Raw genomic sequence first — 17383 nt, forward strand, 5'->3', positions numbered from 1 at the left:
CTGTCGCAACAGTTCGTTATGAAATCTGATATTTTTACCGCCCCCGTCCCGTCCGCGCCCTGTTCCAATGTAATGTCTTTGTGTCTTGGATGCCTATTGCTATTGGTCGCTGGCTGTACACATGTTCCGTTCGAAAAAAACCACACGCCAACTTCGGCTACGGACATTTTGGGCTCAAGCAGGGTGACACGCGTTGCCACGCAAGAGACCCTTGAGAGCGGCGGGAAAACGACATTGATTCCCTTGGTTTCAGGAAACGACGCTCTTGGCGCACGCTTGCGTCTCATTGAAGCCGCGGAGCACACGCTAGACATTCAATATTTCCTGATTAAGCCTGACCTCGCAGGCGGTATTTTTGCGCGTGCTTTGATTGATGCCGCGGAACGCGGGGTGCGGGTGCGATTCCTATTGGATGACGTTTTCACCTCCGCGACCGACGATGAAATTGCGCTTTTGAATGATCATGAGAACATTGAAATGCGCTTATTCAACCCCCTTTCACGCAACGCCACAAAAGGCGCGAATTTCCTACTCGATTTCAATCGCGTCAATCGGCGCATGCACAACAAAACGCTAACGGCGGACAATGCGGCCTCCATCGTGGGCGGGCGTAACATTGCGGACGAGTATTTTGAGATCAACTCAGACGCGGAATTTGCCGATTTTGACATATTTGTCATGGGGCCTGTCACAAAAGACATTGCAAAATCCTTCGACGTTTATTGGAATGACCCGCACTCCGTCCCGATGGAAAACTTCCAAGAACTAGGCCTCAAGGTGGACAAAGAAAGCTTACAGCAGGACCTTCGTGGCCGTGCGGATCAAGCCGAGAAAGATCTCTATGCCAAAGCCATGAGTTCGGAGTTTCTTGCTCAGGTGTTGGACGGGACAATCCAACCCCTTCGCGGCGACGCATGGGTTGTAACCGATACCCCGCAAAAAACACGCAATGCGGTCAAAGTAGGCCCTCGGACGCTTTCCGACGAACTTAAACAGCAAATACTTTCGGCAAAATCGGACGTCATTTTGATGTCGCCCTACTTCGTGCCACGCCCGTCGGACCTCGCGATGTTTAAAGCACTCAGCCGTGCAGGACGACGGGTGGTGATCCTGACCAATTCCTTGGCAGCGACCAATCATGCCTATGTGCACGGTGGGTATGCTCCGAGCCGCAAAGGGCTTTTGGAGGCAGGTGTTGAGCTTTATGAAATCCGCGCGGATGCGTTACAAGCTTTGGGGCAACTTCCCCCAGACAGCGACGTGGTACTCACGATGCACACCAAAGCGGCCGTTTTTGATGCCACTACCCTTTTTGTTGGCTCGCTGAATTATGATCCCCGTTCGATCGAAATCAACACCGAATTTGGCATGTTTATCGACTCGCCAGAGCTTGCGAAACGCTTTCAAACTGGGGTCCTCAAATACATCGAAACCCATGCCTATAAACTGTCGTTAGACCCCAAAGGCAACATCCTTTGGACGATCGCCACGCCGCAGGGCATCGACGTGGAAACATCCGAACCCGGGGCGAGTTTCTCGAAAAAGACCATCGCAAATATCACCAAATTCCTGCCGGTTAAGGGACAACTCTAGGGCGGTCGCGGGAATAGCTTTCATCTGCGGGGAAATTTTGTAGTCTGAGGCGACTCTTGCCGTTGCCTCAGACTACGGCCCTTACATTTCTGGATTTCACGCATGCCCCACGATCATTCGGATCACGCCCACAGCCACCTGCCCTCGGATCCTGAGTTGCGGGTGCGCGCGCTCGAAAGCTTGCTGGTGGATAAGGGAATGGTTGATCCTGCGACGTTGAATGCACTGATTGATACCTATGAGAATAAAATCGGGCCGCGCAATGGAGCGCAGGTTGTGGCGCGCGCATGGGTCGACGCGACCTATCACGCGCGCCTCATGGAGGACGCCACCGCCGCCATTGCCGAGTTGGGCTTCATGGGGCGACAGGGCGAGCACATGGTGGCCGTGCAAAACACGCCAACCCAGCACAACCTCGTCGTTTGTACCCTCTGTAGTTGCTACCCGTGGCCGATCCTTGGCATCCCGCCGACGTGGTATAAATCCGACGCCTATCGCAGCCGCGCCATTCGCGAACCTCGCGCCGTTTTGGCCGAATTCGGGGTGGAGTTGAGCGATGGCCAATCCGTCCGCGTTTGGGACTCCACCGCCGAAGTGCGCTATTTGGTGGTGCCAATGCGCCCAGAAGGAACGCAGGACCTCTCGGAAAACGATCTCGCAGGCCTGATCTCGCGCAACGCAATGATCGGCACCGATTTGGTCAAGGCGCCCAGCGCGTGAGCCGCGTGCATGATATGGGCGGGCGCTTTGGCGACGGCCCGATCCCCGAAAAGGACGATAGCGAGGTTTTCCACACCGATTGGGAGGCCCGCGCCCTTGCGCTCAACCTTGCTTGTGGCGCTCTTGGCGCGTGGAACATTGACGCCAGCCGCCACGCGCGGGAATGTTTACCCCCCAAAGACTACGCGGGATTTTCCTATTACGAAAAATGGCTCGGCGGTTTGACGGATATCCTTGTCGACCGTGACCTCCTCACAATGGAGGATTTGGACAGCCCTCCCGCGGGCCCAGCGCACAGGCCTGATCCACGCGCTCTTAAGCCCGAAAACGTAGACCGCGCGATGCATGCGCAAGGCTCATATATGCGGCCGGAAGGCCCCCAAGCCAAGTTCAAGGTCGGCGATCCTGTGCGCACGGTTCCCCATGCCCAGAACACCCTCGTGAAAGGCGGCCACACCCGTCTGCCCGCCTATGCTGCGGGGCGCAACGGCACGATTGAGCGTCTGCACGGCAATCATGTCTTCCCTGACAGCAACGCGCATTTCCTCGGCCCAGCACCGCAACCGCTTTATGCAGTGCGTTTCACGGCCCATGATCTCTGGGGTGCGGATGCAGAAGCCTCTGGGGACGACATGGTCCTTGATCTGTGGCAAAGCTATCTACTTGAGCCCAGCGCATGACCTCTTGTTCTCCCAACGCCCCACCCACGCCAGAAGCCGCCTTTGAGGCCCCATGGCATGGACAGGTTTTTGCCCTCACCGTGGCGCTCAATGAATCCGGTGTCTTTGCATGGCCTGAATGGGCACAAATGTTTGGTGCGCGCCTCGCTCTTGCGGGAGCTTCGCATCCCCTAGACGGCAGCGATGACTATTACCGTGTTTGGGTCGCCACCTTAGAGGAGATGGTCGTTGCAAAGGGAATGTTTGCGCCCGACGCGCTTGAGGGAATGAAATCGCTGTGGACGGACGCCTTTCTCTCTACCCCCCATGGCCAGCCTGTCTCGCCCAAGAAACCAGAGTAACAGCCTGCACACAGAAAGTTGTGATCAAAACCTATACCTGACTCGCATCTTCTCTTAAGGTTCAAAAATAGCTTTGTCCATTTGGAGCCCTCATGTCCTATCTGCACCGATTTACCACCCTTACCGCCTGCTTCTCGCTCGCGGCGAACGCGGCCTTTGCGTGGCCTGCCCAAACCACTGCTGACTTAAACATGCGCCAAGGTCCAACGACTGGCGCCCCCGTCATGACCACCCTCCCCCAAGGCACATCAATTGAGGTTGAGGAATGTGACGATGCCGCCGCTTGGTGTGCTGTGACGGTGGATGGGAAAACCGGATTTGTCAGTGGCAAGTATCTTACCGAAGCCGATGAGCCCAATAAATGGCCGCGCACCTTTTCCAACGACAAGGGCGCGAGTGTTACCCTTTACCAGCCGCAAGTGAATGACTGGAAGAATTTCACCAAGATGACCGCCCTAGTGGCCACCCAAGTGACGCGATCCAAAGACGCCGAGCCGCTTTATGGGATCATCACAATTTCCGCCGATACAGTTGCCGATCGCGAGAACAACGAGATTATTGCCACCAATATTGTCATCACGGACCTCAGCTTCTCTAACCTCACCCGCGATGACATGGACGCGCTTGCGCTGGGTGTGGGTAAACAACTCCCCACCGGTGAAATCACTCTCTCCCTCCCCCGTACAACGGCGAGCCTTGAGAATTTCCAATCCTTCACCGACCTTAAAGATTTGGACACCACCCCTCCCCTTATCTATGTCAGCGAAAAACCTTCGATCCTTGTGATGACAGATGGCGAGCCCCTTACGGCAACAGTCGACGGCGTTCCAGACTTGGCCTTTACCGTGAACACCAACTGGGACCTGTTCTCGATCTATGACTCGGGTAAATGGACTTTGCGCAACAACACCAGTTGGCTAGAGGCCGAGGACTTGAGCGGCCCGTGGACTGATGTTGCCACCCTCCCCGAAATCTTCACCACCCTCCCTGATGATGGCAACTGGGACGATGCGCGGCGCGCTGTGGCAGAGGGCCTCATTCCGAGTGATCCTCTCCCCGAAGTCTTCTATTCCAACGTCCCCACCGAATTGATCACCATGGATGGTCCGCCCAAGAAGGAGCCCGTCAGTGGCACCAAGCTTGAATGGGTCAGCAACACACAGTTTGATCTGTTCTACCACACGGTTGAGGCGCAATGGTACTTCCTCACCTCTGGCCGCTGGTTCCGCAATAAAGATTTGAACGGCGACGATTGGACCTTTGCCTCGGGCGACCTTCCCGACGATTTCCGCAACATTCCCGATGACGCCCCCTATTACGCGGCGCGCTCATCCGTACCCGGCACCCCCGAAAGCGAAGAAGCACGCCTCCTTGCGAGCATCCCCGAGATCGCAGCCGTAGACCATGCCTCGGTCAAAGCGGATGTCTCCTATGCGGGCGACCCTGAGTTCACCCCCATCAAGGGCACCGAGATGAGCTATGCCCTCAACAGCAACGAGACCGTGATTAAGGTTGGCGATGTATATTACACTGTGATCGATGGCATCTGGTTCAAAGGCGACAGCCCGCAAGGACCGTTTGAAGTTGCGACCTCGGTGCCAGACGTCATCTATACCATCCCCGCAACCGAACCCGTGCACAACGTCACTTACGTTACGGTGGTCGATTCCACGCCGACAACGACCTACTTTGGCGTTACGGCGGGGTACTTCTTTGGCTATTACGCTTGGGGCAGCATCTTCTATGGCCCCGGTTGGAACTACCCCCCTTATTGGTCTGGACCCGGTTATCGCCCCCCAGGCTTCCGCCCTCCCTACATTCGCCCTCCTGGCTATCGTCCCCCCGGCTTCCGTCCCCCCCTTGTGCGTCCCCCGATTGCCGTGCGCCCCCCCGCGTTCTATCCGCGCCCTGTGACCTATGGCATCGGCGGCTATTATGATCCCAAGCGCGGCCAATTCGGGCGCTATGGCGACAACTACGGCCCTGATCGCGGCTTGCCCAATGCGCCAAAGATTATCAACAAAGACGGTAATTTTGTTCGCAACCAACACATAACGCCCAAGGCACAACCCCTTGGCACGAACCGTCCTTTCGTTTCGGCAACCAACCCACGCCTGTCTACTGCACAACTTGGAAGTGCGGCCGCTTCTGTGGGCGCTGGACGTGCCTTTAACTCGTGGAAGGACAATAGCGGCGTCCTAAAAGGCGGCCCTGCTGCGCACCAACTCGCAGACAATCGCCTCGGCGCTTTGGCAGGCAACAAGGTGAATGGCACCCAAGACCTCAAATGGGCCGCAGGCGCCAAAGACGCCGTTCTTAGCAATGGTAAGGCTGGTGATCTGTTTGCGGGCAAAGACGGCGGTGTCTATCGTCAAAACAACGGCAAATGGGAGCGCAACGACGGTGGCGGCAAATGGCAAGGGGTCCAACAACCCAAAGCACTGCCGCAAATCAACCGCCCCGCACAACTCCCCGCTGCAGGCACAACCCGCCCCGCGCAACTGCCAGCCACAGGCATCAATCGCCCAACCCAACTGCCCGCAAACGTAGGCTCGGCCTATCAAAACCGTCAAACGGGCAACCAACGCCAAATCCAAAACCGCAACATTCAACGCCCCAGCGGCGGCATTCAATCCCGCCCCTCGGGCGGCGGACGTATGGGTGGCGGCGGTGGCCGTATGGGCGGTGGTCGCAGGTAGCAAAATGGGGGCGTATTGCCCCCACCATCTAGTACCAAAAAAAAGGCCCCGCGATGGGGCCTTTTTCACGTCAGCACTTAAACGTCTATGACGTCATCCGACCTATCCCCATAAATCCGCCGCATATCCGGTGCCTCAGTGCAATACATATGCACCCAAATATAGGCATGTTGAAACAGCGCCACCACCAGCGCATTCCACGACCCACAGATCAGCGCAATCCCCGTCAGGCCAAGGAACACAACGCTATACATGCCGTTATCGACGTATTTAAAGATCCCTTTCTTCACCATCGGCATCTCGGCATATTCATCGCGGAAATGGTCGCCCCCAAGAGCGCGCGGCAAAGTGAAATACACAAGAACAGAATGCATGCCGTAAACCGCCGCCCCCAACAACGCGACGCCAAGAATGACTTCGAGCGTGTTATATCCCGTGATCGGTGTTCTATCGCTCAACCCCGTCAGAAGCACAGCCAAAGGGCGCGCGATCAACAACGGAAGGAATATCCCTGCCCAGACCTGCATATCCCGCTCGCCAAACCGCTTGCTCATCCAGTTTTTGTAAAGCTGCAACCGAAACACCCCAGCCACGAGCGCCTGATGGACAATAGCAAGGATAATGGCAATCTTGGCCCATACGATGGAATTGAGCAGCAGATACCAAGGGCCGTCCTCCACCCGTACAAGCAATGAACACGCGCCAATCGCCATAAAAGCCGCGATCGCTGCGTGCTGAAACTGGCCCTCAAATAAATCGCGAAACCTCGACTTCGCGCGAATATCTTCCAAATGTGACATGACTTCTCCTTTTTGAACGCAGTCTTTCGCACCTCCTGAGCGGATGGCAAGTGTTTTTCCAGTTTTGCTCCCTTACGCAAGACTGAAAGGAGCGCAATTTGGGTTGTATAGGTCGCGATAAAAGTTAGGCTTTCGTTGGAACATCGGAGGGGGGAACATGGAGCAAAAAGCCAGAATTTGTGTTGTGGGAGCGGGGCTTGTTGGTAAACAACACCTCAACGCACTCACCCACACCCAAGACGCTATGCTTGTCGCGCTGGTGGAACCCAATTCCGAGGGGGCCAAGCTTGCTGCCACCTATAGCGTCCCGCATTTCACCACCCTTGAGGCGATGTTTGCCGCCACAGAGGTGGATGGGGTTATCCTTGCCACGCCAACGCCGTTGCATGTGGAGCAAGGGCTTATGTGCATCGAGCACAATTGCGCGGTCCTTGTAGAAAAACCCCTCGCCGTCACCGCAAAGGAAGCGGAAAAGCTGGTTCAAGCGGCGCAGGCAAACGGCGTCCCCCTCCTTGTTGGCCACCATCGACGATACAACCCGATCATCCAAAAAGCAGCCTCCCTCATATCTGAAGGCGTCATCGGCGACATCCGAAGCCTGCAAGCCACCTGCTGGCTATACAAACCCGACGACTATTTCGACGTTGCCCCGTGGCGAACCCAAAAAGGGGCGGGGCCGATTTCGGTCAACCTCGCACATGACGTTGATCTCATGCGCCACCTCTGTGGCGACATCATAACCGTACAGGCCCAAGCCGCCCCCTCTCGACGCGGACACGATAATGAGGACGTCGCCGCCGCAGTGCTTGGGTTCGCCGATGGGGCCATTGGCACCCTCACCGTGTCCGACGCCATCGCCGCCCCTTGGAGTTGGGAACTTACGGCGGGCGAAAACCCCGCTTACCCCGCAACGAACCAATCCTGTTATCACTTCGGTGGCTCAAAAGGGGCGATGTCCCTACCCGACCTCACGGTCTGGACCCACGACGCGCCGCAAAGCTGGTGGTCGCCCATCCGTGCAGCCTCCTTCCCCTGCGCCACGTCCGCACCATTGGTTAATCAAATCGAACACTTCACGGCGGTCATCAAGGGGCGCGCGTCCCCGTTGGTCTCAGGCGAAGAAGGCCTCAAAACCATGCATGTTTTGGAAGCCATTCAAACCGCCTGTGACACAGGGCAAACCGTCCACATCCCGCGCTAATCTGCTTGCTTGATCGTCTCAAGGATCAACATCGTGGTTGTGTCCGAAACGCAGGGGATTTTCTTAAGTTTGGCCAAGACAAAATCTTTGAGTTCCTCAACATCCCGCGCACGGGCCTTCAGGATATAGTCCAGATTGCCCGTCACCAGCAAACATTCCGTCACCTCGGGCATCCGCTTCACCGCCGCGAGAAATTCTTCAATATCTGCAGGGCCTTGGCGGGACAAACGAATGTTCACCATGACGGTCACCCCATGACCCATCGCCGTCGGATTGATCTGGGCACTATAGCCAGTGATAACGCCGCTGGTCTCAAGGCGACGCACGCGGCGACTGCAGGGCGTGGGCGAAAGCCCCACCCGTTGCGCCAAATCAAGGTTCGAAATCCGCCCTTCTTGGCGCAAAACCCGCAGAATTCGGTGATCCGTCACGTCCAATTCAATTTTGGTCATATTAGCTACGTATTCCCCATATTTTAGCCAATCCTTGCGGAACTATAGGGAATAACATAGATGTTTGCACGGATTCTCTCCCCAATATCCCCTAAACTGCACGCACGGCGAAACCAAGGAATCCACCATGTCTATTTTTGAACACCCAGAATTCGATAACCACGAAAAGGTCTTGTTTTGCCACGACCCCGCCGTTGGTTTGCGTGCGATTATCGCCATTCACTCGACCGCTCTTGGACCTGCTGCAGGGGGCTGTCGGATGCACGCCTACGCAAGCGAGGACGCAGCACTCACGGATGTTTTGCGCCTGTCCAAAGGCATGAGCTACAAAAACGCGGTGGCAGATTTGCCCTTGGGTGGCGGAAAATGCGTGATCATTGCAGACCCCGCACGCGCCGATAAAGCCGACCTTTTGCGCGCCTTCTCCAGACATGTTCAGGACCTTGGTGGCCTGTATTGGACCGCAATCGACGTCGGAGTTGGCCCCAAAGACGCCGATATTTTGGCCGAAAACTGCGACTATATTTTCTGCCGCGCCGAGCAATACGAAGAGGGCTTCAACCCGTCTTCCTTCACAGCCCTTGGTGGCTTCACAGGTATTCGCGCCGCGGCAAAGCACGTGTGGGACCGAAATGAACTAACTGGTTTACGCGTGGCAATTCAAGGTCTTGGCGGCACGGGTGCCGACCTCGCGCGCCAATTACACGCAGCCGGCGCAGAACTTATTGTGGCCGATGTCCGCGACGAGGTCGTTCAGGAGGTCGTTGCAAAATATGGCGCCACCGCCGTTTCCCCCGACCGCATCCACGCCCAAGACGTCGATATCTTTGCACCCTGCGCGATGGGGGCCGTTGTGAATGCGACAACCCTTCCAGAAATCAAAGCAAAGGTCATATGTGGCCTCGCCAACAACCAGCTTGCCGAACCAAAATTCGGCCGCGCGTTGCAAGAACGCGGTATCACATATGTGCCCGACTATGTGGTGAACGCGGGCGGTGTCATGGGGGGCTCAACAGTGATCTTCTCAACTCCGTCGCGCGAGGCCGATGTGGCGCGGATCACCGGCCTGTACCACACAATCCTCGACATTTTGAAACGAGCGGATGACGCGCACCTCCCCAGTTCAGAAGTTGCCGACGACATTGCCCTCGCCAAAATCGCCGCTGCGCGCCCAAAGGCGTGAACCGTTTCGAAAACCAACCTCCCCGCCCGTCAAATGCGCGGGGAGTTAAGCAGAGGCCCGCATTTTAAAGCCCCGTTTTCGCAGTTCCGCCCGATAAAAGGCTGATTGCGCATCGTCTTCGTGCAGAAAATCCGGAGCACCAACCTTGTGAACGCGCGCTGTATTATAGCTATCAGCTTGCCACCAATGCGGGTCGGCACGCATCCTTTCTGCTTGGTCCTTGGCAAGAAACTCAAGAAGGGCTTTGTTGTGCTGCAGGTGGTGGCGTATGATGCTCTGAACTTGATTTGCACTCAAACACCACGGTTTTTCACTGTTTTCTACCTTCAATTTTGCCAAAATCAACGCCGCTTTTGAGTCGTGAATGTCTTTGCGCAAACCACGATTATTCAACAGAAACTTGATGGCTGAAATATCCAGAGATCGGTTCTCGATTTCGGCCGCATCGGCGGGCGCATCACACCCAATAGCTTCAAAAAACTGCGCCACAACATTCCCGTTGGCAAGGGCAACGTTGAGGTTAGATATCTGATCGATCTCCCGAAGGTTTTTTAATCGTTTCAACCAATTGCAGCCTTCTCTGGCGGCGGGAAACCATGCGGAAAAATCCTTCTGATACGGAAACTCTTCCCATAGGCCCCATTGCCACCAGGCACTATTTATCCATTCGACTTGAGGGCGCACGTATACGAAAACCTGACATTTCAACCCCAGGTGTTGAAAAATTTCGGGACCGAGATGGCGCGATAACAAGGAAAAATTCCCCTCGTTGGAGATAATAGGCACCTCGTTTCGTGCCCGCATTTGCGCAAATAATTTACGAATACGCGCAATCGATCTTGCGTTGGGATGCCAGCTTCCGTCTTGGTTTTGGGTCAGGATTATTTCGTCAAAGCGGGCCGATTGAAGATACGCGCGGCGCGTGGTTTTCATAATGAGTTTAATCGCAAGCCCGCCAAGGATTTGTTCTCGACGTAGGACAATATACCGATAGGTCACCCCCGCGCGGGACGTAAAAGTCGGCCGCAATGATAGCGCGCGTTGCAAGCTGGAACTGCCGCATTTGGGCGCACCTATATGCAGGATTGGGTCTAGATTTCGATCCATGCTGTACAAAACTCACTCGAATTTGATCGGTGCGCGCCAACGGGCGACACGGGATGGCCCAAACGGACACGCTTTGGTATAGAGCTTCACCCCACGGATTTTAAGCACCAATTTTCACGCGTTCACCCTGCCAATTTTGGCGGTGATTTACATACTCACCGGTTTTTCGCATCCGCGCAAATCGGACAAGCCATCAATCACTTCTTGCGCTGTCTTCTCAATTGCATGATCGATCAACCCCTCAGGATTTTGCATGACATTTCCGATATTCCCTTTTAATGCAACAAGTTGCGTATTTAGAATATCCACTTTGGCACTGAGGGCATTGGCACGTTCCTCGTTGAATGAATTTGGCGTCTGCGTGAATGCCGCAAGCTCACCCCGCAATTCCGCCGCGTCCTGTGAGAGGGAAATCACAGCATCCCGAAGCGGGGCCACTTGCACGAGATTTTCAGAGAAAGTTTGTGTCAGACCATCAACGGCCTTCACGACGCGCAATTCCAAAAAGAGGCAAACGGCCGCGAGGAGCAACGTCGCATTGAGCAGCGCAAGCAAAAGGTGACCGACCGTACGGCCAAGGCGAGATGCGGTAATCTTCATTCACTAACGTCCTTGTGTGGCAATTTTAATGCGCGGCAAAACCTGTCTAAAACAAGAAGGTATCGCCAGAAACCGATTTTGCAAGACATACCGCGCAACAAGTCCTCTGGCCCTCGTATTTTCCGGTCCTGAGCGGCAGCGGCGATATTGGGAGCCGACCCCATGCCCGCCTCATTTGAGAACAAACCGCCCTTGAGATAATGAGCCACAGCAATTCCGGCACTTGAGGGAGGTTCAAAGCCATGACGATGATGGCCACGATCAGATAAGCCCAAACCATAATTGGCACCAAAAACTGGGCCACTCGTATCCCGTCAAAAATCACGACACCCGCCGCGGCGGCGACCAGAGCGCCGACGAGTCACTTGGGGACTCCAATCAATTCGCTGAAGGATTCCGCGATTGAAATCGATTGAACTGCCACGAAAATCAATCCCGAACTTATAATTAGACAGACTGAAAAAACCGCGCCCAGTCCCCCAAGCGTAAGCGCAACCGCGACGCCCGCAGGGTTGCATGCTCCAACGCGCGACGCCAAACTTACCGATAGGGCTTGAAACGGGGTGATCCCATACGAATCCGCCGCGGGCCGCGCCACAACCAACCACACCATTTCGCCAAAATGCCGGAGCTGAATCCCGCCCAATCGAAGGGTGAAAAACAGCCCCGCACCCAACAACCCATAAATCAAAACGTAATTCCAGAGGATGGCATTCAAGCCATCAATAATCGTGTTCATTTTGCTTGCCACAGAAATTTTAAAAATGAATTTTGTCTAATATTTAAAAATCTATCTGGGGTTTTCAAATCGTTGGCTCGGCTTCATTTCGATTTAACTTGAGGTCGCGCGTGATGGGGAATTGCATGCATACTTAAAGGCGACTAAAATAATCGGGTTTGACAAATCCAACTAAATCACTCAGATATCTGCGCAATGGCACTTACCCAGACAAATGGATTCGATAGCGAGGACAGATTTCGAATGAAACGCGCACTTATTTCCACACTTTCCCTAAGTTGCATGCTAGCGGCCCCCGCATGGGCCGGCGACAAAACCGCAACCCTAAACACCTATGCTGATATCGCTCAGGCGACATATGAAGACAGTTTGATCACTGCTCAAAGCTTGCAAGTTGCAATCGACGCATTGGTCGCAGCCCCTTCTGCGGAAACTTTGAACGCCGCCCGCAAAGCATGGCTCAGCGCCCGCGTCCCCTATCAACAATCTGAGGTCTTTCGCTTTGGCAACGCCATCGTCGACGATTGGGAAGGCAAAGTGAATGCTTGGCCGCTTGACGAAGGTTTGATCGACTATGTAAGCGACGCCTATGGCCAGCCCACTGACGAAAACACCCTTGCCGTATTGAACGTCATCGCGAACCCGAGCTTCCTCCTATCCGGCACTGAAATTGATGCTTCTTCCATCACGCCAGACTTTCTGGCCGCAACCCTGCACGAAGCAGACGGCGTTGAGTCAAATGTCGCCACGGGATACCACGCCATCGAGTTTTTGCTCTGGGGCCAAGACTTGAATGGCCACGGTTTGGGTGCGGGCAATCGTCCCTGGACAAATTACGCCACGGGCGAAGATTGCACCAACGGAAACTGCGATCGCCGCGCGGAATATTTGCAAGCGGCCGTTGCGCTTTTGGTATCCGATCTCGATTGGATGACCGCGCAATGGGGCTCCGAGGGCGAGGCCCGTGCAACCCTTTTAACCAATGAGGGCACGGGAATTGTCGCGATGTTGACAGGCATGGGGTCGCTTTCCTATGGCGAACAAGCCGGCGAACGGATGCGCCTTGGGCTGATGCTCAACGACCCAGAAGAGGAGCATGATTGCTTCTCTGACAACACCCACAACAGCCACTATTACGACGGATTGGGCGTTCAAAATGTCTATTTGGGCGAGTATGTGCGTGTTGATGGCTCCCTCGTTTCGGGCGCATCCCTTTCGGACCTCGTGGTCGAAGCGGACCCAGCCCTCGACGCTGAAATGCAGGCAAAACTCTCGGTAACCATGCGAAATTTAGGTCGGATCAAGACCGCCGCTGAGGCTGGCTTTGCTTATGACCAGATGTTGGAGCGCGGCAATCTTGCCGGTGAAGCTTTGGTCATGGGCGGCGTGAATAGCTTGATTGATCAAACCAAAACGATTGAGCGCATCGTCACGACCCTCGGGCTAAACCATATCGAATTCGAAGGCTCCGACAGCCTCGATAGTCCCGCCGCTGTCTTCCAGTAAACCCTACCAAAAAGCGGCGTCCGTCACGAACGGGCGTCGCGCAGTAATATTGAATGGTCCCGCTATGCTTGCCAGACTTGCCGTCTCCGCCTTGATCCTTTCCGTTTCGTCCGCGACCGCCCAAGAGCTTGGCGATCCGCACCTCAACGTGATCCCCCGCACCGCAAAAGAAGCCGCCCGTATCGCAGCAGTTACGGCGCCGACTCAAGATTTCTCCGCCGCCAGCGCGTTTGAGGAACAGGCTGCAGGGGCCGCCACCGTGCGCGTGCGTAACAATGCGGATGCGTTTTCGCAACCTTCCGCGAACATCGGATTTGACGGCGAACTCAATTTCAAAGTCGGCAACGGATTGTTTCGCAAACTCTGGGTCTCGTCGCCCTCCTCTACTTTGGCCTCCGACGGTCTTGGCCCGCTTTACAACGCGCGCTCCTGTCAAAGTTGCCACATAAAAGACGGACGGGGACATGCGCCCGAAAACGCCGACGAAACTGCGATTTCCCTCTTTCTGCGCGTCTCTATTCCGGGGGCATCTACGGATGGCATCGCAGGAATCGAAGATTATTTGGCGACCCTGCCTGACCCAACCTATGGCACCCAGCTTCAGAATTTCAGCCTCGCGGGGCATCAGGCCGAATACCGCTTGCAAATCGATTATGAAGAACAGGAAGTCGCCCTTTCGGACGGCGAAACCGCCTCTTTGCGCGTTCCAACCTACACGGCGGCCGACCTTGGCTATGGGCCGCTTCACCCTGACGCCATGCTCAGCCCCCGCATTGCTCCCCAAATGATCGGCTTGGGCCTGTTGGAAGCGATCCCCACAGCAGATATCCTCGCAAACACGGATCCTGACGACGCGAATGGAGACGGCATTTCTGGCCGCGCCAATGTGGTCTGGTCGATGGAATACGATCAACCCATGTTGGGGCGCTTTGGCCTAAAGGCGGGCGCGCCCACGATAAAACATCAATCTGCCGCAGCGTTTGCCGGTGATATTGGGATTTCCAGCCCGCTTTTTCCGACGCCACAGGGGGAGTGTACCGCAGCTCAAACAGCCTGCCTAGAAGCGCCAAATGGCACCGAAGGCGGTAATGAAATCGAAAACGACGCGCTCGATCTTGTGGCCTTTTACAGCCGCAATTTGGCCGTGCCCGCGCGGCGCGATGTGGACGACCCCGAAGTCTTGCGCGGTAAAGAGGTCTTTTACGACACGGGCTGTGCGTCCTGCCACACCCCCGCCTTTGTGACCCATCGCCTTGAGGATCAACCTGCGCAAAGTTTCCAACTAATTTGGCCCTATAGCGACCTTCTTTTGCACGATATGGGCGAAGGCCTCGCCGATAACCGCCCCGAAGCCCGCGCAACCGGAACCGAATGGCGCACCGCACCGCTTTGGGGGATTGGATTGACCGAACGTGTTTCGGACCACACCTATTTCCTCCATGACGGTCGTGCCCGTTCCCTTCTCGAAGCTGTGCTCTGGCATGGCGGTGAGGCGCAAACGATGAAAGACCAAGTTGTCGAAATGCCCAAACAAGACCGCGATGCCCTGATCCGTTTTCTGGAGAGCCTTTAATATGCGTAAATTTATCTACCTTCTTGCCGTCGCGTGGCCCTTGACCGCGACGGCGGCTGACCCTTCGCAAACGGTCACAACGGCTCTGTCCGACCATATTCTGCCAAGGATTGAACAGTTGGAAACGACGACGCAAGCACTGCAAATAACTGCGCAGAGCCAGTGCAATGCAGAGTCCGAAGACCTTCAGGCCGCCTTTCACACGGCGTTTGATGCGTGGATTAACGTGAGCCACCTTCGTTTTGGCCCCACCGAAGTCGGCGACCGCGCCTTCGCCCTCGCGTTTTGGCCAGACACCAAGGGCTTCACTCCAAAAACATTGGCGAACCTGATCCAAAGCGAAGATCCCGCCGTGCAAGACCCCGAAGAATTCGCCCATGTGTCCATCGCGGGACGTGGTTTCTTCGCGCTTGAGTTCTTGCTCTATGACGCGTCCTTGCGCGAAATGGGTGCCGACACATATCGGTGTGAATTGGTGCAAGCCATCACCACAAACATCCACGACAACGCCACGGCGATACTGATGGATTGGCAGGACACCTATAGCGACACGTTGCAAAACCCTAGCGAAACAAGCATTTATCGCAACGAAGACGAGGCGGTTCAGGAATTATTCAAAGCCTTCAATGCAGGCTTACAATTCACCTCCGACACGCGCTTGGGCCGCCCTTTAGGCACATTTGACCGCCCCCTACCTGCCCGCGCCGAGGCCCGCCGCTCAGAGCGATCACGTCGCCATATTGAGGTGTCGCTGACTGCATTGCAGGAATTGGCGGCGATTTTGGCCGACGGCAACCCCTCCCTCCAGCAAAAATTCACCGAGGCGTTTGAAACAAGCCAAGCCCGTCTTACAAAGGTCAACGATCCCAGTTTTGCCTCCGTCACCAATGTCCAAGATCGCTTCCTCCTTGAGTTGGTTCAGCAAAGTATCGACCATATTCGCGAAATCTCGGCGACGGAGCTTGGCCCAAAACTGGGCGTCGCTGCGGGCTTCAATTCATTGGATGGAGACTAACATGGCCTCACGACGCGCGTTTCTTGGGGGCCTTATCGCGACGGGCCTGTGCCCCCGTCCAAGCTGGGCAGACGCAGGATCTCCGACCTATTTATCCGCCGCACGTTTTCCAAACGCGGGCGACCATCTGGTTGGTTTAAGTGGCGCAGGGGATATCCTTTTTAAGCTTCCCCTTCCGGGGCGCGGCCACGCCGCCGCCGCCCATCCAACCCGCCCAGAGGCCGTCGGATTTGCCCGCCGCCCGGGGCGGTTTGCATTCGTGCTCGACTGTATCACGGGCCAAGTGATCGCAAATTTCAACGCGCGAGAGGGGCGTCATTTCTATGGGCATGGTACATTTTCCGCAGATGGATCAACCCTTTACACCACCGAAAACGACTATGAAGCAGGCCTCGGCGTTATTGGCGTTTGGGATGCCCAGCACGGCTATGTGCGCCTAGGTGAGTTCACGTCTGGCGGGGTTGGCCCCCATGATATGAAGCTGATGCCCGATGGCGAAACCCTTGTGATCGCCAATGGGGGCATTGAAACGCACCCCGATATGGGACGCACCAAATTGAACCTGACAACGATGCGGCCGAACCTGAGTTATGTTGCGCCGACAGGGGCGATACGGGAACAGGTCGAACTCCCTGTCGACCTATCTCGCAATTCGATCCGTCACTTAGCGGTTGGCCCCGAGGGTTTGGTGGCCTTTGCCATGCAATGGCAGGGCGAAGCCGAGCAGCACCCCGCCTTGCTTGGCCTGCATACGCGCGGCGAGGATATTCGCCTGTTGCAAGCTCCAGAGTCGGAACATCGCGAGTTGCGCGGCTATGTGGGCAGCGTCGCCATTGCACAGGACGCGTCGAAACTGGCGGCGACCTCGCCCATCGGCGGCGTCGTCCAGATTTTCGACCTTGCGAATGACACGTTTTCCGCCACCTATGCGCTGCCAGATGTCTGTGGCGTTAGCGCAGGCGGGGCAAAGTTTATGTTCTCCTCGGGCACGGGAAAAGTGGGAACGCTCGACGGTGCCGAACCCGTTTTCCTCGGAGATCACCCCTGTGCGTGGGACAACCACTTGGTGCGAATTTAGGAATTTCCGCCACAAAGGTAGGGTTACGCAGTTGTTTGTAAGGCGAGAAATCAAGCGCCCTGACCAGCGCCCCTAGGGAGCTTGGGTCAGGGCCAA

16 protein-coding genes and 1 pseudogene are annotated in these 17383 nt (G+C 55.8%); 11 read left to right on the forward strand and 6 right to left on the reverse strand.

All coding sequences use genetic code 11. From position 1 onward, the window contains the following. Positions 1-18: 18 nt before the first annotated feature. From AB9F29_RS09695 to AB9F29_RS09715, 5 genes are all read left to right on the forward strand, one after another. Positions 19-1593 carry a phospholipase D family protein gene (locus AB9F29_RS09695; protein WP_369755494.1) on the forward strand — a complete coding sequence of 525 codons (1575 nt, stop codon included), beginning with the start codon at positions 19-21 and terminating at the stop codon, positions 1591-1593. Between the two features lie 102 nt (positions 1594-1695). Next, complete coding sequence (gene nthA / locus AB9F29_RS09700; RefSeq protein WP_369755496.1) at positions 1696-2313, forward strand: nitrile hydratase subunit alpha; 618 nt, start codon at positions 1696-1698, stop codon at positions 2311-2313. Then, entirely contained in the window at positions 2310-2993 is a 684-nt protein-coding gene (gene nthB, locus AB9F29_RS09705) for a nitrile hydratase subunit beta (protein WP_369755497.1), read from the forward strand. The genes nthA and nthB overlap by 4 nt, the downstream gene beginning before the upstream one ends. After that, positions 2990-3334 carry a nitrile hydratase accessory protein gene (locus AB9F29_RS09710; RefSeq protein WP_369755498.1) on the forward strand — a complete coding sequence of 115 codons (345 nt, stop codon included), beginning with the start codon at positions 2990-2992 and terminating at the stop codon, positions 3332-3334. Before nthB ends, AB9F29_RS09710 begins: the two co-directional genes overlap by 4 nt. Before the next feature lie 92 nt (positions 3335-3426). Next, entirely contained in the window at positions 3427-6033 is a 2607-nt protein-coding gene (locus AB9F29_RS09715; protein ID WP_369755499.1) for an SH3 domain-containing protein, read from the forward strand. Positions 6034-6110: 77 nt separating this feature from the next. Here AB9F29_RS09715 and AB9F29_RS09720 read toward each other — a convergent pair whose 3' ends face one another. Further along, positions 6111-6833, reverse strand: a complete 723-nt coding sequence (locus AB9F29_RS09720; protein ID WP_335584780.1) for a methyltransferase — start codon at positions 6831-6833, stop codon at positions 6111-6113. Positions 6834-6990: 157 nt separating this feature from the next. Here AB9F29_RS09720 and AB9F29_RS09725 point away from each other — a divergent pair, with 157 nt between their 5' ends. Further along, positions 6991-8034, forward strand: a complete 1044-nt coding sequence (locus AB9F29_RS09725; RefSeq protein ID WP_335584779.1) for a Gfo/Idh/MocA family oxidoreductase — start codon at positions 6991-6993, stop codon at positions 8032-8034. On the opposite strand, the gene AB9F29_RS09730 is transcribed toward AB9F29_RS09725, so the two are convergent. Then, positions 8031-8486, reverse strand: coding sequence for an Lrp/AsnC family transcriptional regulator (locus AB9F29_RS09730; protein WP_039001230.1), 456 nt, complete (start codon positions 8484-8486; stop codon positions 8031-8033). The two genes, AB9F29_RS09725 and AB9F29_RS09730, sit on opposite strands and share 4 nt — an antisense overlap. Positions 8487-8613: 127 nt before the next feature. Here AB9F29_RS09730 and AB9F29_RS09735 point away from each other — a divergent pair, with 127 nt between their 5' ends. Continuing rightward, positions 8614-9669, forward strand: a complete 1056-nt coding sequence (locus tag AB9F29_RS09735; protein ID WP_369755500.1) for a Leu/Phe/Val dehydrogenase — start codon at positions 8614-8616, stop codon at positions 9667-9669. Between the two features lie 45 nt (positions 9670-9714). Here AB9F29_RS09735 and AB9F29_RS09740 read toward each other — a convergent pair whose 3' ends face one another. From AB9F29_RS09740 to AB9F29_RS09755, 4 genes and pseudogenes are all read right to left on the reverse strand, one after another. Beyond that, positions 9715-10776, reverse strand: coding sequence for a hypothetical protein (locus AB9F29_RS09740; protein ID WP_369755501.1), 1062 nt, complete (start codon positions 10774-10776; stop codon positions 9715-9717). A 147-nt stretch (positions 10777-10923) separates the two neighbouring features. Next, positions 10924-11376: a hypothetical protein gene (locus AB9F29_RS09745; protein WP_369755502.1), complete on the reverse strand. Its 453-nt coding sequence runs from the start codon at positions 11374-11376 to the stop codon at positions 10924-10926. Then, positions 11373-11725: pseudogene (locus AB9F29_RS09750) on the reverse strand (alanine:cation symporter family protein). The gene AB9F29_RS09745 and the pseudogene AB9F29_RS09750 overlap by 4 nt, the downstream one beginning before the upstream one ends. Before the next feature lie 12 nt (positions 11726-11737). Then, positions 11738-12115, reverse strand: a complete 378-nt coding sequence (locus AB9F29_RS09755) for an alanine:cation symporter family protein (RefSeq protein WP_369755503.1) — start codon at positions 12113-12115, stop codon at positions 11738-11740. A gap of 243 nt (positions 12116-12358) precedes the next feature. On the opposite strand from AB9F29_RS09755, the gene AB9F29_RS09760 reads away from it, so the two are divergent. The 4 genes from AB9F29_RS09760 to AB9F29_RS09775 all read left to right on the forward strand — a co-directional run bounded on the left by AB9F29_RS09760 (position 12359) and on the right by AB9F29_RS09775 (position 17287). Further along, positions 12359-13621 (forward strand): imelysin family protein, encoded by a 1263-nt coding sequence (locus AB9F29_RS09760; RefSeq protein ID WP_369755504.1) that lies wholly within the window; start codon positions 12359-12361, stop codon positions 13619-13621. A 64-nt stretch (positions 13622-13685) separates the two neighbouring features. Next, on the forward strand, positions 13686-15194 hold the full coding sequence (locus tag AB9F29_RS09765) for a di-heme oxidoredictase family protein (RefSeq protein ID WP_369755505.1): 1509 nt from the start codon (positions 13686-13688) through the stop codon (positions 15192-15194). A 1-nt stretch (position 15195) separates the two neighbouring features. Then, complete coding sequence (locus AB9F29_RS09770) at positions 15196-16209, forward strand: imelysin family protein (protein ID WP_369755506.1); 1014 nt, start codon at positions 15196-15198, stop codon at positions 16207-16209. A 1-nt stretch (position 16210) separates the two neighbouring features. Further along, positions 16211-17287 (forward strand): DUF1513 domain-containing protein, encoded by a 1077-nt coding sequence (locus AB9F29_RS09775; protein ID WP_369755507.1) that lies wholly within the window; start codon positions 16211-16213, stop codon positions 17285-17287. Positions 17288-17383 lie beyond the last annotated feature (96 nt).

It is taken from the genome of Falsihalocynthiibacter sp. S25ZX9, assembly GCF_041205405.1.
Taxonomy (GTDB): domain Bacteria; phylum Pseudomonadota; class Alphaproteobacteria; order Rhodobacterales; family Rhodobacteraceae; genus Falsihalocynthiibacter; species Falsihalocynthiibacter arcticus.